The sequence below is a fragment of the Paraburkholderia sp. PREW-6R genome (genome assembly GCF_039621805.1).
GTDB lineage: Bacteria > Pseudomonadota > Gammaproteobacteria > Burkholderiales > Burkholderiaceae > Paraburkholderia.
In genome coordinates, this window is record NZ_CP155073.1 from 2,508,792 (window position 1) to 2,535,137 (window position 26,346).

At 63.4% G+C, this 26,346-nt stretch carries 22 protein-coding genes and 1 other RNA gene; 14 read left to right on the plus strand and 9 right to left on the minus strand.

The window, feature by feature from the left end; translation table 11 throughout:
- Positions 1-250: 250 nt before the first annotated feature.
- From ompA to AAGS40_RS10925, 6 genes are all read left to right on the plus strand, one after another.
- On the plus strand, positions 251-898 hold the full coding sequence (gene ompA / locus AAGS40_RS10900) for an outer membrane protein OmpA (protein ID WP_345811263.1): 648 nt from the start codon (positions 251-253) through the stop codon (positions 896-898).
- A 248-nt stretch (positions 899-1,146) separates the two neighbouring features.
- Positions 1,147-1,845 carry a bifunctional 2-polyprenyl-6-hydroxyphenol methylase/3-demethylubiquinol 3-O-methyltransferase UbiG gene (ubiG, locus tag AAGS40_RS10905; protein ID WP_345811264.1) on the plus strand — a complete coding sequence of 233 codons (699 nt, stop codon included), beginning with the start codon at positions 1,147-1,149 and terminating at the stop codon, positions 1,843-1,845.
- Between the two features lie 30 nt (positions 1,846-1,875).
- On the plus strand, positions 1,876-2,589 hold the full coding sequence (gene gph / locus AAGS40_RS10910) for a phosphoglycolate phosphatase (protein WP_345811265.1): 714 nt from the start codon (positions 1,876-1,878) through the stop codon (positions 2,587-2,589).
- A 121-nt stretch (positions 2,590-2,710) separates the two neighbouring features.
- Positions 2,711-3,080: a transfer-messenger RNA gene (gene ssrA, locus AAGS40_RS10915) on the plus strand.
- Between the two features lie 297 nt (positions 3,081-3,377).
- Complete coding sequence (locus AAGS40_RS10920; RefSeq protein ID WP_345811266.1) at positions 3,378-4,166, plus strand: substrate-binding domain-containing protein; 789 nt, start codon at positions 3,378-3,380, stop codon at positions 4,164-4,166.
- A 238-nt stretch (positions 4,167-4,404) separates the two neighbouring features.
- Positions 4,405-4,773 (plus strand): hypothetical protein, encoded by a 369-nt coding sequence (locus AAGS40_RS10925; protein ID WP_345811267.1) that lies wholly within the window; start codon positions 4,405-4,407, stop codon positions 4,771-4,773.
- A 139-nt stretch (positions 4,774-4,912) separates the two neighbouring features.
- Here AAGS40_RS10925 and AAGS40_RS10930 read toward each other — a convergent pair whose 3' ends face one another.
- Positions 4,913-5,179, minus strand: coding sequence for a hypothetical protein (locus AAGS40_RS10930; protein ID WP_345811268.1), 267 nt, complete (start codon positions 5,177-5,179; stop codon positions 4,913-4,915).
- 106 nt (positions 5,180-5,285) lie between these two features.
- Positions 5,286-6,365: a substrate-binding domain-containing protein gene (locus AAGS40_RS10935; protein ID WP_345811269.1), complete on the minus strand. Its 1,080-nt coding sequence runs from the start codon at positions 6,363-6,365 to the stop codon at positions 5,286-5,288.
- A gap of 135 nt (positions 6,366-6,500) precedes the next feature.
- Here AAGS40_RS10935 and AAGS40_RS10940 point away from each other — a divergent pair, with 135 nt between their 5' ends.
- The 4 genes from AAGS40_RS10940 to AAGS40_RS10955 are packed head-to-tail and all read left to right on the plus strand — an operon-like array spanning position 6,501 to position 11,769.
- The gene (locus AAGS40_RS10940) at positions 6,501-6,986 is read left to right on the plus strand and encodes an NAD(P)H-dependent oxidoreductase subunit E (RefSeq protein WP_345811270.1); all 486 of its coding nucleotides are present in this window, start codon (positions 6,501-6,503) and stop codon (positions 6,984-6,986) included.
- The gene (locus tag AAGS40_RS10945; RefSeq protein WP_345811271.1) at positions 6,983-8,542 is read left to right on the plus strand and encodes an NADH-ubiquinone oxidoreductase-F iron-sulfur binding region domain-containing protein; all 1,560 of its coding nucleotides are present in this window, start codon (positions 6,983-6,985) and stop codon (positions 8,540-8,542) included. The genes AAGS40_RS10940 and AAGS40_RS10945 overlap by 4 nt, the downstream gene beginning before the upstream one ends.
- A 15-nt stretch (positions 8,543-8,557) precedes the next feature.
- Positions 8,558-11,509, plus strand: a complete 2,952-nt coding sequence (gene fdhF, locus AAGS40_RS10950) for a formate dehydrogenase subunit alpha (RefSeq protein ID WP_345811272.1) — start codon at positions 8,558-8,560, stop codon at positions 11,507-11,509.
- 8 nt (positions 11,510-11,517) lie between these two features.
- Positions 11,518-11,769, plus strand: coding sequence for a formate dehydrogenase subunit delta (locus AAGS40_RS10955; RefSeq protein WP_345811273.1), 252 nt, complete (start codon positions 11,518-11,520; stop codon positions 11,767-11,769).
- 61 nt (positions 11,770-11,830) lie between these two features.
- Here the strand turns inward: AAGS40_RS10955 and AAGS40_RS10960 are convergent, their stop codons facing one another.
- The 3 genes from AAGS40_RS10960 to AAGS40_RS10970 all read right to left on the minus strand — a co-directional run bounded on the left by AAGS40_RS10960 (position 11,831) and on the right by AAGS40_RS10970 (position 15,335).
- Complete coding sequence (locus tag AAGS40_RS10960) at positions 11,831-13,555, minus strand: FAD-dependent monooxygenase (RefSeq protein ID WP_345811274.1); 1,725 nt, start codon at positions 13,553-13,555, stop codon at positions 11,831-11,833.
- A 257-nt stretch (positions 13,556-13,812) separates the two neighbouring features.
- On the minus strand, positions 13,813-14,991 hold the full coding sequence (locus AAGS40_RS10965; protein ID WP_345811275.1) for a cation diffusion facilitator family transporter: 1,179 nt from the start codon (positions 14,989-14,991) through the stop codon (positions 13,813-13,815).
- Entirely contained in the window at positions 14,988-15,335 is a 348-nt protein-coding gene (locus tag AAGS40_RS10970; protein ID WP_345811276.1) for a metalloregulator ArsR/SmtB family transcription factor, read from the minus strand. The genes AAGS40_RS10965 and AAGS40_RS10970 overlap by 4 nt, the downstream gene beginning before the upstream one ends.
- Positions 15,336-15,472: 137 nt before the next feature.
- On the opposite strand from AAGS40_RS10970, the gene AAGS40_RS10975 reads away from it, so the two are divergent.
- Positions 15,473-17,332, plus strand: a complete 1,860-nt coding sequence (locus AAGS40_RS10975) for a tetratricopeptide repeat protein (protein WP_345811278.1) — start codon at positions 15,473-15,475, stop codon at positions 17,330-17,332.
- 96 nt (positions 17,333-17,428) lie between these two features.
- Here AAGS40_RS10975 and AAGS40_RS10980 read toward each other — a convergent pair whose 3' ends face one another.
- The gene (locus tag AAGS40_RS10980; protein WP_345811279.1) at positions 17,429-18,730 is read right to left on the minus strand and encodes an MFS transporter; all 1,302 of its coding nucleotides are present in this window, start codon (positions 18,728-18,730) and stop codon (positions 17,429-17,431) included.
- A gap of 297 nt (positions 18,731-19,027) precedes the next feature.
- Between AAGS40_RS10980 and AAGS40_RS10985 the strand changes: the two genes are divergently transcribed.
- On the plus strand, positions 19,028-19,552 hold the full coding sequence (locus tag AAGS40_RS10985; RefSeq protein WP_345811280.1) for a GNAT family N-acetyltransferase: 525 nt from the start codon (positions 19,028-19,030) through the stop codon (positions 19,550-19,552).
- A gap of 286 nt (positions 19,553-19,838) precedes the next feature.
- On the plus strand, positions 19,839-20,861 hold the full coding sequence (locus AAGS40_RS10990; protein ID WP_345811281.1) for a hypothetical protein: 1,023 nt from the start codon (positions 19,839-19,841) through the stop codon (positions 20,859-20,861).
- Positions 20,862-20,950: 89 nt separating this feature from the next.
- On the opposite strand, the gene AAGS40_RS10995 is transcribed toward AAGS40_RS10990, so the two are convergent.
- From AAGS40_RS10995 to AAGS40_RS11005, 3 genes are all read right to left on the minus strand, one after another.
- The gene (locus tag AAGS40_RS10995) at positions 20,951-21,712 is read right to left on the minus strand and encodes a DUF2968 domain-containing protein (RefSeq protein WP_345811282.1); all 762 of its coding nucleotides are present in this window, start codon (positions 21,710-21,712) and stop codon (positions 20,951-20,953) included.
- 373 nt (positions 21,713-22,085) lie between these two features.
- A complete protein-coding gene (locus tag AAGS40_RS11000; RefSeq protein ID WP_345811283.1) occupies positions 22,086-23,576 on the minus strand; it encodes a gamma-glutamyl-gamma-aminobutyrate hydrolase family protein in 1,491 nt (496 codons plus the stop codon).
- 128 nt (positions 23,577-23,704) lie between these two features.
- Positions 23,705-25,462, minus strand: coding sequence for a cation:proton antiporter (locus AAGS40_RS11005; RefSeq protein ID WP_345811284.1), 1,758 nt, complete (start codon positions 25,460-25,462; stop codon positions 23,705-23,707).
- A 197-nt stretch (positions 25,463-25,659) separates the two neighbouring features.
- Here AAGS40_RS11005 and AAGS40_RS11010 point away from each other — a divergent pair, with 197 nt between their 5' ends.
- Positions 25,660-26,346, plus strand: coding sequence for a DUF2848 domain-containing protein (locus AAGS40_RS11010; protein WP_345811285.1), 687 nt, complete (start codon positions 25,660-25,662; stop codon positions 26,344-26,346).

Consider the following 26,346-nt stretch of genomic DNA (forward strand, 5'->3'; position numbering starts at 1 on the left):
GCCTCCGGCGAATTGCTTCTGTTGCGCATGCACCACAATTGGAGGGCGAATTGATCGGGGGCAGATTTTTTTATCGTTGGAAGGGAACGATATGGCAAAATGCCAACGCACAAAGAGTTAGACACTGCTCGAAGTCTACACAGCACGTTTTTTGTTCTACACCGATGTTATACTTCGAGCAATGTATGACTTGTCTTCGTCAACAGGCTCGCAGTAAACCTGCGGTAATCTCAATTTCGAGAGGAGAAATATGAATAAACTTTCAAAGCTCGCGTTCATTGCAGCTACCGCGGTTATGGCTGCATCCGCCATGGCACAGTCGGTGCCGGCGTCGCGACAAGCTACGAACGACAACTGGGTGAATGGTACCGGCGAATACGTGTGGATGAACGGCACGAACGAACTCTGCTGGCGCGATGCATTCTGGACGCCGGCAACGGCCAACGCAAAGTGCGATGGCGCTCTGGTTGCTCAAGCTCCGACGCCGCCGGCACCGGTCGCTCCGCCGCCCGCTATCACGAGCCAGAAGATCACGTATCAAGCTGACGCGCTGTTCGACTTTGACAAGGCAATCCTGAAGCCGGCTGGTAAGGAAAAGCTTGACGATCTGGCATCGAAGATCGGCGCGCTGAACCTCGAAGTCGTGGTCGCAACGGGTTACACGGACCGTATCGGTTCGGACAAGTACAACGACCGTCTGTCGCTGCGCCGTGCTCAAGCTGTGAAGGCTTACCTGGTCAGCAAGGGCATCGAAGCTAACCGTATCTATACGGAAGGCAAAGGCAAGCGCAACCCGGTTACCACCGGTTGCAACCAGAAGAACCGCAAGCAACTCATCGCCTGCCTCGCACCGGATCGTCGCGTGGAAGTCGAAGTTGTCGGTACTTCGAAGCAATAAGCTCCAAGTTACCGCAGTATCAAAGCCCCGCTTCGGCGGGGCTTTTTTTATGCCAATCGTGAACTCATAAGCGCAGTCGCGGAGTCCTTCGAGCTGCCGCCCGTTTTCCCAGATTCCCGGCATTGCTAGCCAGACGCGTGGCGTGACCAGATGCGCCGGCGCGATTTTGCCGCTCGGCGCCTCGGCCTATATACTCGGGGTTTATCCTCGAGCGCTCGCTCAACGCTCTCATCGAGGCAGCCTCCGCCATGACCAACGCCGATCCCCACGAACTGCAAAAATTCAGCGACCTTGCCCATCGCTGGTGGGACCCGAATGCCGAGTTCAAACCGTTGCATGAACTCAATCCAGTCCGTCTGAAGTGGATCGACACGCATGCGCATCTTGCTGGCAAAAAGATTCTGGATATTGGCTGCGGAGGCGGGATTCTGTCGGAGTCGATGGCCGGTCTTGGCGCGCATGTCAAAGGCATCGACCTGTCGCACGAAGCGCTGGGCGTGGCCGATCTTCACAGCCTTGAAAGCGGTGTAACCGTCGATTACGAGGAAATCGCCGCAGAGGCACTCGCCGCACGCGAGCCGGCAACGTACGACGTCGTCACCTGTATGGAAATGCTGGAACACGTGCCGGAGCCAGCGGCGGTCGTGCAGGCTTGCAAGACGCTGGTGAAGCCTGGCGGATGGGTGTTCTTCTCCACGCTGAACCGCAACGTGAAGTCATACCTTTTCGCCGTGATCGGTGCAGAGTACATCGCGCGGATGCTCCCCAAGGGCACGCATGACTACGCGCGTTTTATCCGGCCATCAGAACTGGCCGGCTTCGTGCGCGCCGCCGGACTGCAGACTGCCGACATCAAAGGTATCGTCTATAACCCGCTCAGCAAGCATTTCGTGCTGTCCGCCGACACGAGCGTGAACTACATGCTCGCTTGCCGGCGCGACTTCTGATCCGCCCGACCCGCCAGACTTTTCCAATCAATGAGCGATCCCACTCCCCTGCCCCAACGCGAAGACACTGACGACGCACTCGGTCTTTGCCAGGCTGTGCTGTTCGATCTCGACGGCACGCTCGCCGACACAGCGCCCGATCTCGCGGCCGCAGTGAACAAGATGCGCCATGATCGCGGTCTGGACATGGTGCCGCTCGAAGATCTGCGTCCGCTTGCGTCCGCGGGTGCGCGCGGGCTCATTGGCGGCGCTTTCGGCATCGGTCCCGACGATCACGAATTCGCGTCGATGCGCGAAGAGTTCCTTGCCAATTACGAGGCCGACCTGTGCATCGAGACCACGCTTTTTCCGGGCATCCCCGAATTGCTCGACGATCTTGACGCGCGCGGCGTGCGTTGGGGCATCGTCACGAACAAGGTTGCGCGGCTGACTGAACCGCTGATCGCGCAGCTTGGGCTCGAGGAACGCGCCGGCTGCATTGTGAGCGGCGACACCACGCCGCATTCGAAACCCCACCCCGCGCCCTTGCTGCATGCCGCGCGCGAGCTGGACGTGGTGCCGGAGCGCATCGTCTATGTCGGCGACGACCTGCGCGACATCCAGGCAGGCTTCGCGGCAGGCATGAAAACAGTCGCAGCCGCCTATGGTTATTGCGGCAACGACATTCCCCCGACGCAATGGCACGCGCAGCATGTCGTGCAGTCGCCCGCGGAACTCCAGGCCTTGCTGCGAGAAATCGGCTAGTGCGCATCAGAACTCTCTGAAGCTCAGCGCGACGCCGGTGGCCCGAGGTGAATCAGTCAGGACGTAGCCGTCAATTTATTGTAAAATCTACGCTGGCTCAGATGCTTGAGCAACGAACCGCGGGGGCGACCTGGTTTCGACAGGGGTTGCGAAGCGGCTAGGGCATGTCGAGGACCCGTCACCTCGTTAATCAATGGGAAAAACGTAACTGCAAACGACGATACGTTCGCACTGGCAGCCTAAGGGCCGCCGTCCTCTGCCTAGTTCACTGACGGGCTAGTGTCGCAAGACCGGTAGCAATACCGACAGAGGTCATATACGTCAGTTAAGCCTTGACGGAGTCACGACGTCCGGGTCGAAAAACTAGTGAATCGCCGTAGCGCAGCGTGTTCGTCCGCGTCGCTGCGGTTAAATCAAAAGACAGAACTAAACATGTAGAACTGGTCGTAGAGTGCTTCTGGACGCGGGTTCGATTCCCGCCGCCTCCACCAGAACACCGTATCACGCTGTAGATTCAGAGGCAGCATCTTCATGCGTCACCGAGAACCCGTAAGCGGCCCGTCTGCTTGCGGGTTTTTTGTTGTCCGCTCGACTCGATGACAGTGCCGGTCTCAAGCACGTCGTAATGGGGTATCTACGTAGTTCCAAACCGTACGACCTGGTCGAAGATGCAGGACGAACGCAAACACAGAACGCAAACGAGGCGCAACCGCTCCAATGCGCGCCAATCAGACAGCAACGCGCTGCGCCGCGCCACTACACATCATCTCAACGCACCCACGTTCCCGATGCTCAAAACCCAACTCGCCAGGCTCGCCACTGTCAGCGTCTTTTGCGCGAGCGCCATCGTCTGCCCGGCAGCTCAGGCGGTCGATCTGCATGTCATGAACTCCGGCGGCTTCACGGCCGCTTACAAGCTGCTGGCGCCGAAGTACGAAGCCAGTTCAGGCAACACGCTCGAGATCGCCTATGGCCCGTCCATGGGCAACGCGGCTGAAGCCATCCCCAAACGCCTCGAGCGCAACGAACCGGCCGACGTCGTCATCATGGTCGGCTACGCGCTCGACAAGCTGATTGCCGAAGGCAAGGTGAGGCCGGATTCTCGTGTCGAACTGGCGGATTCGCGCATTGGAATGGTGGTCCGCGCAGGCGCGCCGAAACCCGACATCAGCAGCGTGGACGCTTTCAAAAAGACCCTGCTGGACGCCAGATCCGTTGCCTACTCGGATAGCGCGAGCGGTGTCTATATTCAGAACGAACTGTTCAAGCGCATGGGCATCGAGGCGCAACTCAAGCCGAAGGCGACGATGATTCCCAAGATTCCGGTCGCTTCCGTCGTGGCCAAAGGGGATTATCAACTGGGCTTCCAGCAGGTCAGCGAGCTATTGCCGGTGGCGGGTGTCGATTTCGTCGGCAAGATTCCGGAGCCTCTGCAATCGGTGACGCGCTATGCGGCGGGCATTCCGGTCGCGTCGCAGCATCCACAGGAAGCGCGCCAGTTGCTGCAGTTTCTCGCGTCCCCCGCAGCGGCCGCGGACATCGCCGGAACCGGCCTCGATCCGTTGAACTCGAAGTAAGTGAAGACAACGAGCGAGACGGGCAGCCGAACGAAAAGCGCGCGACAAACAAGTGACACGCACAGGCAAGCGAACAGGCAGAACAAACAGGCAAAAATGCACAGGCAAGCGAACAGGCAAAGCGAACAAGCGAAGAAGTAGCCGAATCAACCAGCCGTCCCACCGTCCGACGTTTGTCAGCCGCGCCCGACCGCGCGGCGGACTCGGCGAACAGACCCTCTGATCAGGAGCCCACATCATGCGCAAAACACTCTTCTGCCTCTCCACGCTCACGTTGCTTGCGGTACAACAAGCCGCCTTTGCCGAGGCGCCCAAAGTGGATAACGGCCGCTTCGTCACGGCCGACGGCATGTCGCTCTATACGTTCGACAAGGACACCACGCCCGGCGTCAGCGCATGCACCGGCGGCTGCATGAAATACTGGCCGGCCGCCGTGGCCGCGTCGGGTGACAAGCCCTCCGGCGACTGGACGCTGATCCCGACCGCCGATGGCAAGCAGCAGTGGGCTTACAAGGGCCATCCGCTGTATCGGTATGCGCAAGATAAACAGGCAGGCGATACGAAAGGCGACGGGTTCAAGGACGTCTGGCACACGGCGAAGCCGTGAACCGAACTTCGCGGCGCTGCAGTCCACCGTCAGAAATGACAACGCCGGCACGAAGCCGGCGTCTGCATGATCCATCGTCGCACTGACGGGTCAAGCCTCTACACAATCAGGGCGCCGAAACGGCCGCCCTCTCCCACCATCATTCGTCCTGCGGGCATTGCAGGTTGCAGCCATTCGGATCGCCCATATCGCCACGCTTGCGCATGGACGATTTCTTGCCGTGCTGGTATTTGTCTGAAGGCGCGGACGCGGCAAACGGCATTTGCGGATGCTCGGCGAGCCGGAACTGGTCCTGCAGGATTCCGCCCGGCACACCCGGCGAATTCTGGGCAAAGGCAACTGACACGGTAGCGCAAAGCACACCAGCCGCCGCAGCGGCGGCACAGGCTTGAAGAAGAACTTTCATATCGATTCGGCGCGACTGGCGCGGTTAAGGCGGAAGCGGAAGCTTGAAGAGTATCCCAAACGGACGCCAAGTGCAGCGCGATCCGCGCGGTGATGTTTACCAGCGCTTACGCCACCGTCTCGCCAAGTCCCATGTCGAGATCGACCACCGTGCCGCAGTCGCGCGGGTCGTAGCCTTCCAGCTGATCGACGCTGCGGCGAAACCCGTCGCCACGCAGCAACGCAATCACCGCCTCGAGCGGCGTGCGTTCGAGGCGCGCCCGCTCGCACGCGAAGTAATAATCCTCGTCGACCACGGGAATGAAGTCGAGCCCGAAGTGGTGCGCGGCGGGTTCAACGCCGAAACCAACGTCGGCCATGCCGCTCGCCACGAACGCCGCGATCGCCGAATGCGTGAGCTCGGTCGACGCATAACCATTGACGCGATCCGGATCGACGCCGACTTTGCGTAGCGCAAGGTCCAGCAGCATACGTGTGCCCGACCCAGGCTGACGGTTCACGAAGCGGACGTCGTCGCGCGCCAGATCACCGAGGCCGCCAATGCCGCGCGGATTGCCCTTGCGAAGAAAAAGCCCTTGCTTGCGCCGCGTGAGATGCACGAGTACGTGACGCTGCGGATCGAGCCAGCGCCGATAAGTGTCCGCACAAGCCGCGCGAAATTCACCGAGCGGCAAATGGAAACCCGCGAGATCGCATTCGCCGCGTGCGAGCGCGCTGACCGCGTCTGCGCTGTCGCGATACTTGATGTCGACCGGCAAGTCGTTCGCAACCAGAGCGGTGACGAGCGCGGCCACTGCGTAACCGTGCGACGCATGAATACGCACGTCGTCGCCGGGCGGCGCAAGCCAGCGGTTCAGATCGCTTGCGACCTCACTCGCCAGTGCGCGCATGTTGCCGTCGAGTCGCTCGCCGCATAAGCGCTGCGCTCTCAACACTGCCTGGCCGAGTTCCGACAACACCGAACCGCGCCCGCGTTCTTTGGCGATCAGCGGACCGCCCAGATGTTCTTCGATGCCCCGCAGCAACCCCCACGTATGACGGTAGGACAAACCCTTAAGCGCAGCAGCCTGCGCAATGCTGCCGGATTCATCCACCAGCGCAAGCAGCGCCACGACGTCCGACAGGCTTGCCTCCCGACCCTGCGCATCTGTCACCACCAGCTGCGCCCGACACTCGACCCTAATCATATATGCTCGATTTTTTCCTATTGCACGCGCCGATTGACGCGCCTATTGTTCGGCTAATCATATCGAACAAACGAAGCATAAGTGCACGCATTATGAATAACAAGTGCATATATGACTTTGGAGGAGCGACCCACATTGGACAATTCCATCGCCTTTGCGCCTGATCGGCTCGTGCAACGTCACGCGCGGCCGGGCGTGTCGCTGCTGGCTATCCTGCACGCGATCCAGGACGAACTCGGCTACGTGCCGCCCGCAGCTGTCGCGCCGCTCGCGCAAACCTTGAATCTGTCCCGTGCGGAAGTGCACGGCGTCATCACGTACTACCACCACTTCCGCACGCAACCCACGGCAGCGGTCACCGTACAACTGTGCCGCGCGGAAGCCTGCCGCAGCATGGGCACCGAGGCGCTCGCACGCCATATCGAGAACAGAACCGGCTGCCGCTTCGACGTGGACCATGAATCCGGCGCGACAGTCGAACTGGCGTCGGTGTATTGCCTCGGCCAGTGCGCGCTGTCACCTGCACTGACGATCAACGGCACCCTGCACGCGCGGGTCACGCCGGAAAAATTCGACGCGATCTTCGCCGCGGCCAGTAAGCGCGTGGAGGTGACGGCATGACGCGCATCTATGTCCCGCGCGACTCGTCGGCGCTGGCGCTCGGCGCTGACGAACTGGCACGAGAGATCCAGGCCGAAGCCGCGCGTCGCGGCATCGACATCGATCTGGTCCGCAATGGCTCGCGCGGGCTTCTGTGGCTCGAACCGCTTGTCGAAGTCGCGACGGCCAACGGTCGCGTCGGCTATGCGAATGTCGAAACCGGCGACGTCGCGACGCTATTCGATGCGGGCTTTACCGATGGCGGCGCGCATCCGCGCAACGTGGGCGTGGTCGACGAGATAACGTATCTGAAGAAACAGCAGCGGCTCACTTTTGCGCGCATCGGCCTCACCGATCCGCTTTCCATCGAAGACTACGTGGCTCACGGCGGCCTCGAAGGGCTCAAGCAGGCGCTTCTCACCGACGGCGACGCCGCCTGCGAAGCGCTGATCGAATCCGGTCTGCGCGGACGGGGCGGCGCCGCGTTCCCGGCCGGCATCAAATGGCGCACCATGCGTGGCGCAAAGGCGGCGCAGAAGTACATCGTCTGCAACGCGGATGAAGGCGATTCCGGCACGTTCTCCGACCGTCTCGTGATGGAAAGCGACCCGTTCATGCTGATCGAAGGGATGATCATCGCGGGCGTCGTGACCGGCGCGACGATCGGCCATATCTATGTGCGCAGCGAATATCCGCATTCGATCGCCACGCTCGAAGCGGCCATCGCCAAAGCACGCGCCGCCGGCTGGCTCGGTGACAGCGTGCTCGGTTCAACCGCGCAGCGCTTCGACCTCTTCGTCGCGAAAGGCGCAGGCGCCTATGTGTGCGGTGAAGAAACGGCGCTGCTCGAATCGCTCGAAGGCAAGCGCGGGATAGTTCGCGCGAAGCCACCGGTTCCCGCGCTCGTCGGCCTGCACGGTCAGCCCACCGTCATCAACAACGTCATCACCCTCGCCACCGTGCCGGTCATCTTTGCGCGCGGCGCAGCGTATTACAAAGACTTCGGCATGGGACGCTCGCGCGGCACGCTGCCGTTCCAGCTCGCGGGCAATGTGAAGCAAGGCGGCCTCGTGGAACTCGCATTCGGCGTGACGCTGCGCGAATTGCTCGACGACTTCGGCGGCGGCACCGCGAGCGGCCGGCCCGCGCGCGCGGTGCAGGTAGGCGGCCCGCTCGGCACGTATCTGCCGGAAAGCCAGTGGGACATTCCGATGGATTACGAAGCGTACGCGGCAGTCGGTGCGGTGGTCGGCCACGGCGGCCTCGTCGTGCACGACGACACATCCAACCTCGCTGAACTCGCGCAATACGCGATGCACTTCTGCGCGCTGGAGTCGTGCGGCAAATGCACGCCTTGCCGGATCGGCTCGACGCGCGGCGTCGAAGTGATTGCGCGGATTCGCAACGGCGACACGTCCGCGCGACAGGTGCAACTGCTGCGCGATCTGTGCGACACGATGGTGTCCGGCTCGCTGTGCGCGATGGGCGGCATGACGCCGTTTCCCGTGCTGTCCGCGCTCGAGCACTTTCCCGAAGACTTCGGTCTCGCCGACGCGCCCAAAGCGGCCGCCGCCTGACCCACGGAGCCCACCATGTCCGACACCATCCACACGCCTGCCGGCGGCTGCGGTTCAGGTCAATGCGCGTGCAAATCTCAGGCGCAGGCGCAGCAGCGCAGCAAGCCCTCGTTCTTCGACGATACCGACTATGGCACGCCGCAGCGCCACGCCGATACCGACATCACGCTGGAGATCGACGGCCAGCCCGTGACCGTCGCGGCCGGCACGTCCGTGATGCGCGCCGCGATCGAAGCCGGCGTGAACGTGCCGAAGCTCTGCGCGACCGATTCGCTCGAACCGTTCGGCTCGTGCCGTCTGTGCCTCGTCGAAATCGAGGGCAAACGCGGCTATCCGGCGTCGTGCACGACGCCCGTCGAAGCCGGTATGAAAGTGCGCACGCAGACCGATCGTCTGCAGTCGCTGCGCCGTAACGTGATGGAGCTGTACATCTCCGATCACCCGCTCGATTGCCTCACGTGCCTCGCGAACGGCGACTGCGAGTTGCAGGACATGGCGGGCGTCACGGGCCTGCGCGAAGTGCGCTATGGATTCGAAGGCGCCAACCATCTGAAGGACAGAAAGGACGAGTCCAATCCCTATTTCACCTACGACCCGTCGAAGTGCATCGTCTGCAATCGCTGCGTGCGAGCGTGCGAAGAAACCCAGGGCACGTTCGCGCTGACGATTGCCGGGCGCGGTTTCGAATCGCGCGTGGCGGCAAGCGAGAACCAGCCGTTCATGGAATCGGAATGCGTGTCGTGCGGCGCATGCGTGGCCGCGTGCCCGACCGCGACGTTGCAGGAAAAGACCGTCGTCCTGCTCGGCCAGGCCGAACATTCGGTCGTGACGACGTGTGCGTACTGCGGGGTCGGCTGCTCGTTCAAGGCGGAGATGAAGGGCAGCCAGGTCGTGCGGATGGTGCCGCACAGGAACGGCGAGGCGAACGAAGGGCACGCGTGCGTGAAGGGTCGCTTCGCGTGGGGCTACGCGACGCACAAGGACCGCATCACGAAGCCGATGATCCGCGCGAAGATCACCGATCCGTGGCGCGAAGTGAGCTGGGAAGAAGCGCTCAGTTACGCGGCCTCGGAATTCCGCCGTATCCAGGCGAAACACGGGCGTGATTCGATCGGCGGCATCACGTCGTCGCGCTGCACGAACGAGGAGACCTATCTCGTGCAGAAGCTCGTGCGCGCCGCGTTCGGCAACAACAACGTCGATACCTGCGCACGCGTATGCCACTCGCCGACCGGCTATGGCCTGAAGGCCACGCTCGGCGAATCGGCGGGCACGCAGACCTTTGCCTCGGTCGACAAAGCCGATGTGATCATGGTGATCGGCGCCAATCCGACCGACGGTCACCCGGTGTTCGGCTCACGGCTGAAACGCCGGGTCCGGGAAGGCGCGAAGCTGATCGTGGTGGACCCGCGGCGCATCGACATCGTCGACACGCCGCACGTGAAAGCGTCGCATCACCTTCAATTGCGGCCCGGCACGAACGTGGCTGTGATCAACGCGCTGGCTCACGTGATCGTCACCGAAGGCCTGCTGAACGATGCATTCATTGCCGAGCGCTGCGAAGACCGCGCGTTCGGGCAGTGGCGCGATTTCGTCGCGCTGCCGGAGAATGCGCCGGAGGCAACCCAGGCGCTGACCGGCGTCCCGGCGCAAAGCCTGCGCGAAGCCGCGCGCATCTATGCGACCGGCGGCAACGCCGCGATCTACTACGGGCTCGGCGTCACCGAACACGCGCAAGGCTCGACGGCGGTGATGGGCATTGCGAACCTCGCGATGGCGACGGGCAACGTCGGCCGCGAGGGTGTGGGGGTCAATCCGCTGCGCGGTCAGAACAACGTGCAAGGCTCGTGCGACATGGGCTCGTTCCCGCACGAACTGCCGGGCTATCGCCATATCAGCGACACGGTCACGCGCACGCTGTTCGAGCAGGCGTGGAACGTGACACTGCAACCCGAGCCGGGCTTGCGCATTCCCAACATGTTCGACGCGGCGCTGCACGGCACCTTCAAAGGTTTGTACTGCCAGGGCGAAGACATCGTGCAGTCGGACCCGAATACGCATCACGTGTCGGCGGCGTTGTCGTCGATGGAATGCATTGTCGTGCAGGACATTTTCCTGAACGAGACCGCGAAGTATGCGCACGTGCTGCTGCCGGGTTCGTCTTTCCTCGAAAAGGACGGCACCTTCACTAATGCCGAACGGCGCATCTCCCGAGTGCGCAAGGTCATGCCGCCCGTGCCCGGTTACGCCGACTGGGAGGTGACCGTGATGCTCGCGCGGGCGTTGGGGTATCAGATGGACTACGCACATCCGTCGCAGATCATGGACGAGATCGCGCGACTCACGCCGAGTTTTAACGGCGTGTCGTACGCAAAGCTCGATGAGCTCGGCAGCATCCAGTGGCCGTGCAACGAGCACGCGCCGCAAGGCACGCCGACCATGCATGTCGGCACGTTCGCGCGCGGCAAGGGCAGGTTCGTGATCACGAAGTTCGTCGCGTCGCCGGAAAAGGTCACGCGCAGGTTTCCGCTGCTGCTCACCACGGGCCGCATCCTGTCGCAGTACAACGTGGGCGCGCAAACCCGCCGCACCGAGAACTCGCGCTGGCACGACGAAGACCGGCTGGAAATCCATCCATACGACGCGCAGGAACGCGGCATCCACAGCGACGACTGGGTCGGCATCGAATCGCGCGCGGGGCACACCGTGCTGCGCGCGAAGGTCACCGAGCGGATGCAGCCGGGCGTCGTGTACACGACGTTCCATTTCCCCGAATCCGGCGCGAACGTGATCACCACCGACAGCTCGGACTGGGCGACCAACTGTCCGGAATACAAGGTCACTGCCGTTCAGGTGCTGCCGGTCGAGCAACCGTCCCAATGGCAGCGTGACTACTCCCGATTCAACACCGAGCAACTCGACCTGCTGAAGCAGCGCGAGCTGGCCAATGCGACGTCGGGCAAGTGAGGCGAGCGATGGACTCCCACAATCTGATCGACATGGCGAACCGGATCGGCGAATTCTTCGATTCGATGCCGGATCGCGAGGAGGCGCTCGCGGGCGTCGCCGACCATATCAAACGTTTCTGGGAACCGCGCATGCGGCGCGCGCTGCTGGCCTCGCTCGACCAGACGGATTCGGACGGCGCCGCCATGTCCGACTTCGTCAGGCAAGCGCTCGTCAGGCACCGTGAACTGTTGACGCCGGCCGCGCCGACTGCCGTTTGAGTGCGACGCGCTTACGCAAGCGGCGGCAAACTGCAGCGCACTGCCGCACGCTGCGCACATGTCACAGTGCCGCCTGCTCCCGTATCTCGCCGCCCACCGCGAACCACGCTTCACAGTGCCGCAGCAGACCATGCAGATCGGAGCCGGTGCGTCCCCGCGCGCTGATGTAGCCGTCCGGCCGCACGAGATAGAACGAGGGCCGGGTGCGTCCATACGACTCCGCGAGCGACGGGCCGCCCTCGCCCGTCGTGTCGGTGATGCGCCAGATGCGCACCGCGCCCGGCAGCAGGCGCTCGACCTCGCCAGTCAGGCGGTCCAGCTCCGTCTCGGGTGCCACGCGGTGTGTGGCCGCGGGGTCGAGCGGCGTGCCGTCGACGGGAAGCGGCGGGACGAGCAGAAATAGCGAGAAGAACGCCGGATCATGCAGATCGAAAATGCAGCCGACGCCCGGCGCGCGGCCAAGCGGACCGTCCACCACGTGCACCAGCGCGTCGGGCGCGCGCTCGCCGGCACGCGGGCCGCCGTCGAGCACACGTTCGAGCGTAAGCGGACTGCGCCGGTACTGGACCGACAACTCGCTGATCGTCAGGCGCGCGGCATCGCGCAGCGGACCGAGCGCGGCAAGTACGGGCATCACACGTTCGCGCAGCAGCTTGAGCGGACCGTGGTCGGCTTCGGCCATCTGTGTCATGAACCCGGTTTGCCGCAGCACCTCCCGCTCGATCGGATGACGCTCCAGATGATAGGTATCGAGCAACCTGTCCGGCGCCGCGCCGTTGATCACGCGCGCCAGTTTCCAGCCGAGGTTGAATGCTTCCTGGATGCCGGTGTTCATACCTTGCGCGCCGGCAGGACTATGCACGTGCGCCGCATCGCCGGCAAAGAAAATGCGGCCGACGCGCAAGCGCTCCACCATCCGGCTATTCACATGAAAGTACGACGACCACGCGAGGTCCGATACGTCGACGCGTTCGTGCACGCGGCGCCCGATCAGCGTCCTGCATTGATCGAGCGACGGCGGCGGCACCTGGTTCAGCGGCGGTTCGCCGAGCACGGCGGGCGTCAGCGTGGCGGGCGCGGCAGCGGACTCGACCGCTTGATCCGCAATCAGCCGATGCCGCCCGTGACCCAACGGAAACAGTGCGACAAGACCTTCGCCCGACGCGAATATGTGGAACTCGTCGTCGGGCCAGTCGGTTTCCGCATGCAGGTCGGCCAGCAGGAAAGTCTGCTCGAACGTGCGGCCCGCGAAGCTCATGCCGAGGCGATGACGGATCATGCTATGCGCGCCGTCGGCTGCGATCATGTACGACGGCCGGGCGGATTCGGTATGGCCGTCCGCGCGCCTGAGCGTCGCCTGAACACTGGCCGCGCCCTGCGAGAACGACGTCAGTTCGACGCCGCGCTCGACCGTCACGCCCAGCGTCGCGAGATGCTCGGTCAGCAGGCGTTCAGTGATGGATTGGTCGAGGAACAGCAGGTACGGATAGCGCGTATGCAGCGGATCGAAATCGAGCTGCGCGAGACGCATGCCGTTGGAAACCAGATTCGCGATGCGCGCGCGATGACCCAGCTCGAGAAATGGTTCGACCAGCCGGTGTTGTTCGAGCAGTTCGAGCGTCCGCGCCTGAATGCCGATGGCCCGCGAATACGGGGCGGGCTGCATCGCCTTGTCGATCAGACGCACGGGAATGCGTGCGCGCGCCAGACTCATTGCGGCGGCAAGCCCCGTTGGGCCCGCCCCGACGATCAGCACCGACGACGCGTCATATGCGGCAGCGTCCATGCGAAACTCCGGAGACAGCAATGCGCTCTAGTGTACGCCGCCGGTCGCCCGGGGCACGGTGCGCTGCATCATTCACGGCGGTGTGCGGGGTTGCACGCGGCTTTGGCGCCGTGTTGCCGGCACGGCTGCTAACGCGCGGCTCGCCGTCGTGACTCGCTGTCGTGATTTGCTGTCGTGATTTGCTGTGGCGACTCGCCGTGACGATTCGCCCGAGTGACTCGCTCGGGGCATTCTTTGTCCGCGCTCGATGTCACGACTCAGTGCGTGTGCAACGTTTCCATTGCGCAGCGATGCCGCGTCGTGCCGAGGTCGACTTGCAGCGTTGCGTGCTGCATCGAATAGCGCTCGCGCAGCGTGACGACAATCAGATCGAGCGCTTCGTCGCCCGGATGGCCGGCGGGCATCACGAGATGGGCGCTCATCGCATTGCCCGTGGTGGAGAGCGCCCACACGTGCAGATCATGCACGTTGACGACGCCGGGCTGGCCCGAGAGATAGGCATGGATCGTTTTCAGATCGACGCCGGGCGGCACGGCATCGAGCGCGAGCCGCACCGAGTCGCGCAGCAGGCCCCACGTGCCATACACGACGACCGCAACGACCACCAGACTCATCACCGGGTCGAGCCACGTCCAGTTGGTGTAGAGGATCACGAGGCCGCTGATCGCGACAGCGGCCGAAATACCGGCATCCGCCGCCATGTGCAGAAACGCGCCGCGAATATTCAGATCTTCCTTCTGGCCGCGCATGAAAAGCCACGCGGAGAATCCGTTGACGACCACGCCGACGGTGGCCACGACGAACACCGCGAGACCCGCGACCGGCGCCGGGTTCATCAGCCGCCCGATCGCTTCGGTCACGATCACGCCGCAGGCGAACAACAGCAAACCCGCATTCACGAGCGACGCGAGAATCGACGAACTGCCGTAGCCGAACGTGTAGCGCGCGGACGGACGACGCGTGGCCAGCCACGTCGCGCCCCACGCGAGCAGCAGACCGAGGACGTCGGACAGATTGTGGCCGGCGTCGGCAAGAAGCGCCGTGGAATGCGCGATGACGCCGTAAATGGCCTGAATGACGACGATCGCGATGTTGAGCGCGACGGCGAGCGCGAACGCGCGGCCGTGGCCGGCGACAGGCGCGTGGTGGTGAGCGTGGCCGGCGTGGGAGTGGCCGGCGTGGGAGTGGCCGGCGTGGCTGTGTGTAGGATCGTCGTGGGTGCGGGCTGTGTGGCCGTGGTCTGCGTGAGCGTGGTCTGCGTGGCCGTGGTCTGTATGGCTGTGGTCATAGCCGCCGTGAGCGGCGTGGCCGTGCCCCTGGCCGCCCAGCGCATTGGCGGCATGATCGTGCGCTGCGCCGGCGCTTGCGGCGGACGCGGGCTTGCGATCGTCCTCGGGTCCTTCGGCGGCCCGCTTCGGGTCAAAGTATGAGTTCATGACGGATCCAAAGGAAATTCACCTGCCGGTTCGGCCACATGTTCGAGCATCCCGGCAAGCATCGCGCTGATATGACGGTCGGCGGCAAGATAGAACACCTGCTTGCCCTGCCGTTCCGCACGCACGATGCGCGCCGCGCGCAACAGCCGCAGATGATGACTCACCAGCGAAGGCGACAGTGCGAGCGTTTGCGCAATCGCACCGACCGCGCGACGTTCATCCAGACAGGTCAGCACGATCCGCAGGCGCGTGGGATCGCCAAGCAGGCGGAACACATCGGCCAGCAGCACGATTGTGTCCTGCGAGCGAGAGTCAGCGGAGTCGAATGTGACGGATGAAGGCATGGCCGAACACAACATCTATAACATATGAACAAGTATTCACATGTTATAGATGTTCAGGCGACCGGTCAATTCGCAGCGACGTAAGGTGAGTGTGGGAAAATGCGGCCTCCGTCATACCCCGAATGTCACTTCCCGTCATGCAACCCGTATTTGACCGCGCGTTCGCGGCGCATCGTGACGGCCGCCTCGACGACGCCGAACGCGGCTACCGCGCGACGCTCGACGGCAACCCCGTGCACGTCGACGCGCTGCACCTGCTGGGCGTCTTGCGCCACCAGCAGGGCCAGCATGCCGAAGCCGCCGACCTCGTGCGGCGCGCGGTCAAGCTGCGCCCGGAAGATGCCGCGCTGCAACTGAACCTCGGCAACGCATTGAGAGCGCTCGGCAAGATCGACGACGCGATCGAACAGTTCCGCAACGCGTTGACGATCGCGCCGTCGTTTCCGATGGCGCACTACAACCTCGGCAATGCGTATGCCGCGCTCGGCCGCCACGAAGACGCCGCCGACGCCTTCGAGCGATCGGTGCGTCTGCAACCGAACGACGCGTCGTCGCACAACAATCTCGGTAACGCGCGTCATGCGCTCGGGCGGCACGCGGAGGCCATCGCGTCGTTCCGGCGCGCGCTCGAATTGCGGCCGGGTCATGCGGGCGCGTTGAACAACATGGGCATGTCGCTGAATGCGCTCGATCGCCCGGACGAGGCCATTGCATGCTTTCAGGCGGCGCTCGCCGCGCAGCCGCGCTTTGTCGCCGCGCACTTCAATCTCGGCAACACGTTCGACGCCACCGGCCGCCACGCGGAAGCGGTCGCGTCGTTCCAGGCGGCGCTCGCCTTGCAGCCGAATCTGCCGCCGGCCATTTTCGGACTGGGTAACGCGCTTGCCGCATCAGGACGTCATGCGCAGGCGCTGCCGTATCTTGAACGCGCGGTTGGGCTCGACCCGCAGTTCGCGCTGGCGTGGCTGAGCCTCGGCAATGCGCACCAGGCGCTCGGCGCGCATACCGCCGCCATTCGCGCGTTCGATCAGGCGTTGCGTCTGCGCCCCGATCTCGCCTCCGCGCACATGAACCGCGCGCTCACATGGCTCGCGCTGCGCGACTTCGCCCGCGGCCTGCCGGAGTATGAGTGGCGGCTGCAAACCATCGCGCAGCCCGTGATTCAGACATTGCCGCGCTGGCATGGCGAGCCGATCGAACAGCGCACGCTGCTGGTCCATGCCGAACAGGGTTTCGGCGATACATTGCAATTCGTGCGTTTCGTGCCGATCGCCGCACAACGCGCTGCGCGTGTCGTGCTCGAAGTGCAACCGCAATTGCTGCCGCTGCTCGCGCCGGCCGCCCAAAGCTGGCGCGTGACGCTGATCGCACAAGGCGCGCCGCGCCCTGCCGCCGATCTGCACTGTCCACTGGTGAGCCTGCCGCTCGTGCTTGGCACGTCTGTCGACACGATTCCCGCGCGTACCCCTTATCTGAGCGTACCGCCAGCCTACGGCCGGAAATGGCGCGGCTCGCTCGGCGGTCAGGCGAAACGCAAGATCGGTGTTGCGTGGTCGGGCCGCATCCAGCAGAACGAAACACGCTCGATGCCGCTCGCCGCGCTCGACCCGTTGTTCGCAATCGAAGGCATCGACTGGATCGTGCTGCAACCTGCCTTAAGCGCTGACGAACGCGCGGCGCTCGACGCCCATCCGCGCGCGGCGTCGATTCATCGATTCGACAGCAGGATCGGCGATTTCGCGGACACGGCCGCGATCATCGAACGGCTCGACGCGGTGGTGTCGATCGATACGTCCATTGCGCACCTGGCCGGCGCGCTGCGCAAGCCGCTATGGCTGATGCTGCCGTTCGCGGCGGACTGGCGCTGGTTCACCGTCGACGCACGCAGCCCGTGGTATCCGGGCGCAACGCTCGTGCGGCAGCGCCAGCCCGGCGGGTGGAACGACGTGGTCGAAACCGTCGTGCAGGAAGTACGCAAGAGTCAGGGGCGGGGCTGACAGCAGCGCGGTCGTCCGGTTGAAATAAAAAGCCCGCTCGCGCGCGCCCGCGTTCTCACGAACGCGGGGCTTTTCAATGACCTGAACGAAGCGCCGTCACGCGGTCCGGTACTGATCCCGCGCTTCCCGCGTGCGGTACAGCACCAGCGTCGCGATCAGCCCGCAGATTGCCGCCAGACCGAGGAACAGGCCGGGCGCGGCCTTGTTGCCAGTGCTGTGGATCAGCAGCGTCGAGATCGCCGGGGTAAAACCGCCGATCGTCGTCGCGAGGCTATAGGCAAGTGAGAAGCCGGCGGTTCGCACCTCGACCGGCATGACTTCGGTAAGCGCCACGACCATCGCGCCGTTGTAGCAGCCATACAGGAACGACAGCCACAGTTCGACCACCAGGAGACGCGCGAACGACGGCTCGGCGACCAGCCACTGCAGCGCCGGATACGCGGTGACGATGGTCAGGATCGTGAACGCCAGCAACACCGGGCGGCGGCCGATCCGGTCCGACAGCGCACCGGCGAGCGGCAGCCAGACGAGGTTCGACAGGCCGATACACACGGTCACGACCAGCGTATCGATCGACGAGAGCTTGAGCACTTCCTTGCCGAAGGTCGGCGTATAGGCGGTGATCATGTAGAACGACACGGTGGTCATGATGACCATGCCCATACCGCCGAGCACGATGCCCCAGTTTGCGGCCATCGTCTTCATGATTTCGCTCATGGCCGGGCGATGCTTGCGCGCCTTGAACTCCTCGGTTTCCTTCAGCGAACGGCGGATCAGGAACAGGAACGGCACGATCAGGCAGCCAATCAGAAACGGCACGCGCCAGCCCCACGCACCCATCTGGTCGGCCGGCAGCGCCTTGTTCAACACCACACCGATCAGCGCGGCGAACACCACGGCCACCTGCTGACTACCCGACTGCCATGCGCAATAAAAACCTTTGTTGCCCTTCGTGGCGATCTCGGACAGATAGACCGACACGCCACCCAGCTCCACCCCCGCAGAGAAACCTTGCAGCAGGCGTCCGAATAAAACGAGTACCGGTGCGAGCACGCCGATCGTCGCGTACCCCGGAATCGCGGCGACTGTCAGTGTGCCGAGCGCCATCAGGCCAAGCGTGAGAATCAGGCCTTTGCGCCGGCCATGATGGTCGATGTACGCGCCGAGCACGATCGCGCCGAGCGGACGCATCAGGAAACCTGCGCCGAACACGGAAAGCGACAGCATCAGCGAGGCGAACTCGCTGCCACCCGGGAAATAGGTCTTGGCGATCGCCGACGCGTAATAGCCGTAGACCATGAAGTCGTACATCTCAAGAAAGTTACCGCTCACTACGCGGAAGACTGTCTTGACCTTGGATTCTTCCGAAGAAGACGTAGCGTGTGTCGCTGTTGACATGACATTCTCTGATAAGCCCGTCGCCGCGCGAGCCGCAGCGACCGGGCAGTTGATACGATCCACTGCGCTGGCCCGGCGGATCCCGCGGGCGGAACAACGCGCCGGGGGCGCTGCATTTTCATGCTGAATGCGTTGGCGAGATATCCGGGTAAACGTTGTAGAACAGGCAAAGGCAGTGCACGTAATGTTACCGCTCAAGGCGGTACTGCGTAATGCATACAGTTTCATTACAGCGGGAATCGTTCGAACCCCGCGGGGTCAATTTGCGCTCAGGCACTACTGTGGATCCCTATCCCGATGCAAACCACCCGCACCCTGTCGCTGCGCCCTGCAACGTTCGCGGACGCCGCACTCATCGCTTCCATTCATAGCGCCAGTTGGCAGGCCACGTATCGCGGCCTGCTGCCCGACTCGTTTCTCGATGGCGAGGTGGCCGGCGAACGCGCTGCGTATTGGGAAGCGCGCCTGCGCGCTCCGGGGCAAGAGCGCCGCATGGTGGTCATCGCGGAACTGGCGGACGAGCCGATCGGGTTCATGTGTGTCGAGCGTCAGCCGGAATCCGCGTGGGGCGTGTTGCTCGATAACCTGCATGCGCTGCCGGGCTATCAGGGTATCGGCGCCGGCAAGCTGCTCATGCGCGCCGCGCAGGACTGGGCACGCGAGCAGGGCGAAACGCAGATGTATCTCTACGTGCTCGAGGGCAACACGCCGGCCATTGGCTTTTACGAGCGGCAAGGCTGGCAGTTTGTCGGCGCCGAACCGGACCACATGGGCGGCGTCGATATCACCGCATTGCGCTATGTGTACCGGCTCGATCGCTAGCATCGACGTCGGGCGTCTACGTATTCCCGCTGCCTGACGTAGTTTCAGGCGGATCGAGTGCCAAATTCGGAACCGTCCGATCGCTAGCCTAAGCGCGCACAAGCATCATCGTCGGCACTCCGATGGCTTCGTTGATGCAACGCCCTGCCGCGCGTGTCCGATCCGGGCGTCGTCCTGTGTTTCAGGCTGGACATGCCGCGTTCGCTCAAGGCGTTTCTCGCGCGAGACCTGGGTCGTGAACCCACGCGCCGCCCATCGGCTTATCACGAGGCGCTGAAACAAACCGATGTCCACTATTCCCCTCACTCTGATTCAAGGCTCGCTGGCGCTGCCGCGTCTGCGTCCGCTTGCCCAATTGCCGGCGCCTTTCGGCCACGACTGGTCGCTGCTGCCGCCGGCTTACAGCGTTCGGGTCGAACTGAAGGCGCTGTATGCAGCGCTGTTGCGCACGTTCTGTCTGAGTGATCAGGCGATTCGCTCGCTGTGCCGATGGTTGCCGCCAAGCGCGGGTGAACCACCGGAGACCGTCATACGGGAAGCAGTGGCCTTCGAATCGCCCCATCCTGTCGCTGCGCCGATGCCCGTGACTGAGATGTCCGCCGAAAGACTCGCTTCGCCGGCGGCTGGCAGTGGCACATTGCGAGGGTCACCGGCGTGGGCGGGCGTTGCAGGCGGCTTTTGCGCACTCAGCGGTGCGGCCGTGCTCGCATGGATCGCCGCCGGGCATTTGCCGCATCGTCATGCAGACCGTCAAGCCAACGTGGCGAATGGATCGGGCATGGCGAAAGTTGCAGAAGTGGCAAGCGCGTCGGCTGCAACGCGCGAGATGGCAACGCCGTCTCGCCGTGCGACTGATCCAGTTCCGGCGGCTGCGGCGGTCACCATCGCAAGTGCGGCTTCGCCTGAACCTTCGCATGACATCCAGCGCGCTCGACCCGCAGCCACGCGGCCGTCAACGAAGACTCACCAGCATGCCCGGCGCGCGCACCACGCGAACTTCAATGGCAAGCCTGCGCCCCGTCATTCTGCAGCGGCAGACACGCTGTCGCGCAGCACACCTGCTTCGCGCGTGCCGCATGAAGCTCCCCATCCGTCAATCGCGGGATCTTACTCACCGCTCGCGCCATCAAGGCTGGGCGTCGCCGAATACAACGCAGTGACATTATCCGCTGCCACGCCTGTCGGCCACATTGCAACGCTGCCGCGTCCCGCCGGCGCTGCCACGGCACCGGTTACCAGTGCGACCGAGTGGTCGACTCGCCTGTCTCAACGTCGCGTGACCGAAGTCCCCGATCAGTTCGCGAGATAAGCGGATCCGCAGCGACAAAACGCTGAAACAAAAAACGTCCGGCCTGTCTTTCGACCGGCCGGACGTTGCCGCTTGTCACTCCCACTCGCTTATTTCTGCGGTGGCAAGCCGGACTCCGTTTGCCTTTGCAACTGCATTACCTGATTTTCGACCTGACGCAACTGTGCTTGCGCCCTGTCTTTCTCGACATGCAACGCGACCGCTTCGCTTTGTGTCTGCCGTTGATAGTCGCTCACCTTTGCCTCCTGCGCACGCGCCACATTCAGATCGGCCTGCAGACGTCTCGCGCGATCTTCAGACAGCGCGATCACCTCTTCGATATAAGCCTTCTGAGCCTGCAATTGCGTGCGACGAATTTCGACATCCGACAGTTGCACCGTTTGCTGGACAAAGCCCGCATAAATCGCTTCAGCGCGTGCCGCGTCCTCGGACCTGATGACGCGCCAGAAATGTTTATCCTGGAAGAGCGCGATGTAGTACGCCATCTGTTGCGGATAAAAAAACAGACTTGCACCGTAGCTGCCGTTATAGGTGGTGCGCAATTCGCTCAATCGCCCGTCTTGAATCAGTTGCATCAGTTCGGCAACATTGCCTTGCGCGTTGGCGGCATCCGCGGCGTTGGCGGAATTCGTGGCGTTGCTTGCATTGCCCGCTTGAGCCGGTGACTCCGACGCCGCAGCGCGCAGCGCCGCGGCCACGGGCTGCGGCGTCAACGTGTTGAGCGACGGCCGCGTGCCGGCCGTGGGCGGGAAGTCTTGCGCCTGCGCCGACAGCACGAGACCGCTCTGCTGCAACAGCGCACATGAAGTCGCGAGCAGCATGGCACGCCGTACTATTAAGGGGTACTTCATAGTGCATGCTCCATGCAATACCAGATCAGCCGCAGATTATCGCGCGGATCACGCATTAAGCGAAGCATTCAGACCGAGCGGAAACGCACTTTAAATCGAGATAAAACAGCGTCGAATAATTTAGTTCGATCAGCTCATCAATTGGAAATAAACGATTTGAGATAGAGCGCAACGGGCGACGATTCAAGCTCGCTGGCGCGCAAGTCGAGCGACATCGGAATTGACTGAATCCGGCCGAGACAATACGTTATAGATTGGAGATAGCAGCGGCGGCGTTGGCGCCGGAGCGAGACGGGCACTCGCCGCTGCCATCGGCCGAAGTTCCACGTCAAGCGTGATCAACGCATGAGCGTGGAACCTGGTACGTCGCTAATCAGAACCGCGTTTCGCGTGCGACGCGCAGAAACGTATCGAGCAACGGCGTGCAGTCCAGCAATTCGGGACCGCCCGCGCGATGAAACTCCGGGTGCCACTGCACGCCCATGACGAACGGCGCCCGGCGATAGCGCACGGCCTCGATAATGCCGTCCGATGCCGACACCGCCTCGATATTGAGATCGCGTCCCAATGTCTTGACGGCCTGATGGTGAATCGAGTTCACGATCGCGTCGCGCCGCCCAGGAAACATGTTGGTGAGCGTCGAGCCATCCGGAAAATGTATGCCGTGCCGATGCTGATCGTAGTTCTCGTTGACATGCGCGCCCGCAGTAGGCACATCGGTGGCGATATCCTGATAAAGCGTGCCGCCAAACGCCACGTTGATCAGCTGGCAGCCGCGGCACACACCGAGCACCGGCTTGCCAGACTCGATGAATTCGTGCAGCAACTCCAGTTCGTACATATCGCGCACGCGGTCGCCCGGCCACTCGTGACTGGTCGCCTGCTCCGCATACGACTGCGGCGAGACGTCCGCGCCGCCTTGCAGCAGCAAGCCGTCGAGATGTTTCGCATAGTCGCGCAACCGGATGTTGCTGGGATGCAGCATCCCTTGATGCCCCACCGTCGGAATCATGAAGACGAGCACATCGCGCGACATCACCCAATGTGCGATCGACTCTTCCAGATATTGCAGCGTTTTACCGCGCAGCCCTTTCGCGCCGGGTTCCGGATGGAAGATCCGCGCCGACACGCCAATGCGTAGCGTGCGCTGCGTGATCCGTTGACCCGCCCGGTCGAAAATCTGCCGTGCACGCGCCGCCACGATGCGGCCGAACACGGTCCAGGCAGAGTCGTTCTGCTTCAGGTAACGAGGCGGCGACGGCGGCAGCGCATTCGGCGGGGGCGGGTTGGAGGCGGTAAAGTCGGGCGCCGCGCCGAAGCCCGGCGGCGGCGAGCCAACCGGGCGCGTGGTGGATGCCTTTGCATCTTCGATCACCTCGGCATCTTCGGCGGAGTGCGCCAGGTCACCGGCACTGCGTTCGCTGCCGGACACCGTCGCCGCAGGCCGCACCGGATGCCGCGTGGCATACCGCGCTTCACGCTCGTGCACAGCCGCTTCCTGTTTCGCCGTGGACGCTGCCGCCGAACTGCGCGCCTCGGCCGCGTCGCGTTGACGGGCGCTGTGCGGATCTTCGGGCGTGACGGTCGACGCGCTATCGAGCTCATCGGTCGACGACCTGATGGCGGCTTCTTCGGCGGCGGGCGTTACTGTGTCTTTGATCGGCGACTGGATCGCGTCTTCGTGCGAGAGGGGCAGCGACGCCGCCGGTTCGGGCGGCATGCCAATGCCAGGTGATACACCCGGCGATGCGCCCGGCGTTGCGCCAGACGTTGCACCTGGACTTGTACCGGGCGATGCTGGCGACGCCGTAGGCGACGGTGAGGAGCCGGGCGTACCGGCGTTATCAGGTTTGTTTTCGCTCATGACAGTCAGACAGGCGCCTTCCACGCGAACGAATGAATATGCCCTGATTATCCGCTAGCGAGCCGACCCCCGCAAACTCGCACACAATTGCTCACATTGTTGCGGCTCAGGCCAAAGGCCCATCTGACTTAAGGATCGGGCTGTTCGTCGAAAGTTTCACGCAACGCGATCTGCATGGCCGCATGAATCTTCACGCACCAGCGCCATGCCAGCGCGAGCAGCAGCGCCGCGCAGATCAGCACGGCGGCGAGCAGCCCCGCTGGCGGCAAGATGCCGCCCGATAACGCGGCGACCAGCAGGAAGACACCGACCATCGACACCACCGGCACGAGATCGGAAATCGCATAGCGGATCGCGCTCGTGAAGCGTCCCGCCGTGGCCGGGTCCACGCCCACTTCGGCGAGCAGCAATGCGAGCGACTTGGTTTTGCGATAGACGGCGACGAGAAACGGCAGCGACACCAGCAGCGCAAGACTCCAGAGCACCACGCGCCGCATCGGCTCCGATTCGAGCCAATGCGCGAGCAGGTTGCTGGCAAAGGGCGCGCTGTACGACACGATCAGAAAGATCGCCGCCACGAGCGCCAGATTGACCGCGATTTGCAGAATGATCCGACGCGTCATGCTGAAAAGTGTCGGCTCGTCGCTGCCCGTGGTCAGGCTGCGCAGCCATTGCCCGTACATTCCGAATACATTGGCGAGCGTGCGCGGCATCGCGCGGCTCAGGCGCTGCGTCAGAGGATCGGCGGCGCGGATCAGATACGGCGTGAAGAGCGTGGTCAGCGCCGAGACGGCCACGGCAATCGGATAGAGAAACGCGCTGGTCACTTTCAGCGTGAGGCCGAGCGACGCGATGATGAACGAGAACTCGCCGATCTGCGAAACCGTCATGCCGACCCGCACCGCCGTGCGCCCGTCCTTGCCCGCGAGGAAAGTACCGAGCCCGCAGGAGACGATCTTGCCGACGATCACCGCCGCCGTGATGACCGCGATTGGCCACGCGTAATCCACCAGCACGGCCGGATTCAGCATCAAGCCGATGGTCACGAAGAAGATGGCGGAAAACGCGTCGCGCAGCGGCGCGATCAGATGTTCGATCCGATGCAGGTGACGCGATTCCGCCATGATTGCGCCAATCAGAAACGCGCCGAGCGCAGTGCTGTAGTCGAGCTTCACGACCAGCAGACAGAAGCCGAAGCAGAAACCGAGCACGGACACGAGAAGCATTTCGTCGCTCTTCGCACGCGCGACGTAATTGAGCGCGCGCGGCACGACCAGCACGCCCACCACCAGCGACACCGTCATGAAGAGCAGCAGTTTGCCGAGCGTGACCATCGCGACGCCCGCGCTCAACTGCCCGGTCTGCGCAATGCCGGACAGCAATACCAGCATGGCGATGGCGAGAATGTCCTCGACGATCAGAATTCCGAACACCAGTTGCGCGAAGCGCTCACGCTTAAGCCCCAGTTCGGAGAGCGCCTTGACGATGATCGTCGTCGACGAGATCGCCAGAATCGCGCCGAGGAACAGCGAGTCCATCGAACTCCAGCCGAACGCGCTGCCAATCTCATAACCCAGCCACAGCATCAGCACGATCTCGGACAGCGCCGCGACAATGGCCGTCGCGCCGACCTCGAACAGCTTGCGCAGACTGAACTCCAGCCCGAGCGAAAACATCAGGAAGACGACGCCCAGCTCGCCGAGCGTCTGAATGGTCTGCTCGTCGTGAATCAGCTGGAACGGCGGCGTGTAAGGCCCGATGATCACGCCCGCCGCGATATAGCCCAACACCACCGGCTGCTTCAGGCGATGGAACAGCACGGTGACGACGCCGGCGAGCGCCATCACGACCGCCAGATCCTGAATGAAGCCGATGCCGTGGTGCATGAATTTTTTCCTTACAAAAAGTAATCCAGAAAGGCCGAGTGTAACGCAGTCGGCACCCCGCTCCGGGCACTGCGCTCCGAACCGGAATGATGACCGTCGACCGCTGCAACGCCCGGAAGCCGCAATAATTTTGAAACGCTCGACGTGTGTGAAATATCACAATAATATTTGACGCATATTTTTTTCGGAGTCGAGCGATGCAGCAGTTGTCCTTCAATGTCCTGGACCGGTCAGGCAACAGTTACGCCGAGCGCGTCGACCTGAACCATTTGACAATCGCCGGTTGGGCCGGCCGCGACCAGGCCGCGATCGAGCATCACATTGCCGAGCTTGCCGAACTGGGCGTGAAGCGCCCGTCGACGACGCCCTGCTTCTATCGTCTTGGCTCGGAACTGCTCACGCAGGCCGGGCAGGTGGACGTGATCGGCGTGAAGTCGAGCGGCGAAGCCGAATGCGTGCTGGTGAATGCGCCGACGGGCCTGCTCGTCACGGTCGGCTCGGACCACACCGATCGTGAAGTCGAGGCGTACGGCGTCACGGTGTCGAAACAGATTTGCCCAAAGCCGGTAGCGCGCGACGCCTGGCGTTTCGATGACGTAGCCGGCCATTGGGATCAGCTGGAATTGCGCGCCTACGCCGTCCCACATGGCGAGCGACGCGTCTATCAGCAAGGCAGCGTCGCCTCGCTGCTGCCGGCGGCCGACCTGCTGGCGCGCGCGCCGCTCGCGCCAGACGCAGCCATGTTCTGCGGCACGCTCGCCGTGCAGGGCGGCATTGCCGGCATGGCAGATGGCGACGCGCTCGAACTCGAATTGCACGACCCCGTGCTGAACCGCACGCTGCGCCACGCGTATCGCGTGCGCGCGCTTCCTATCGTCGAATGA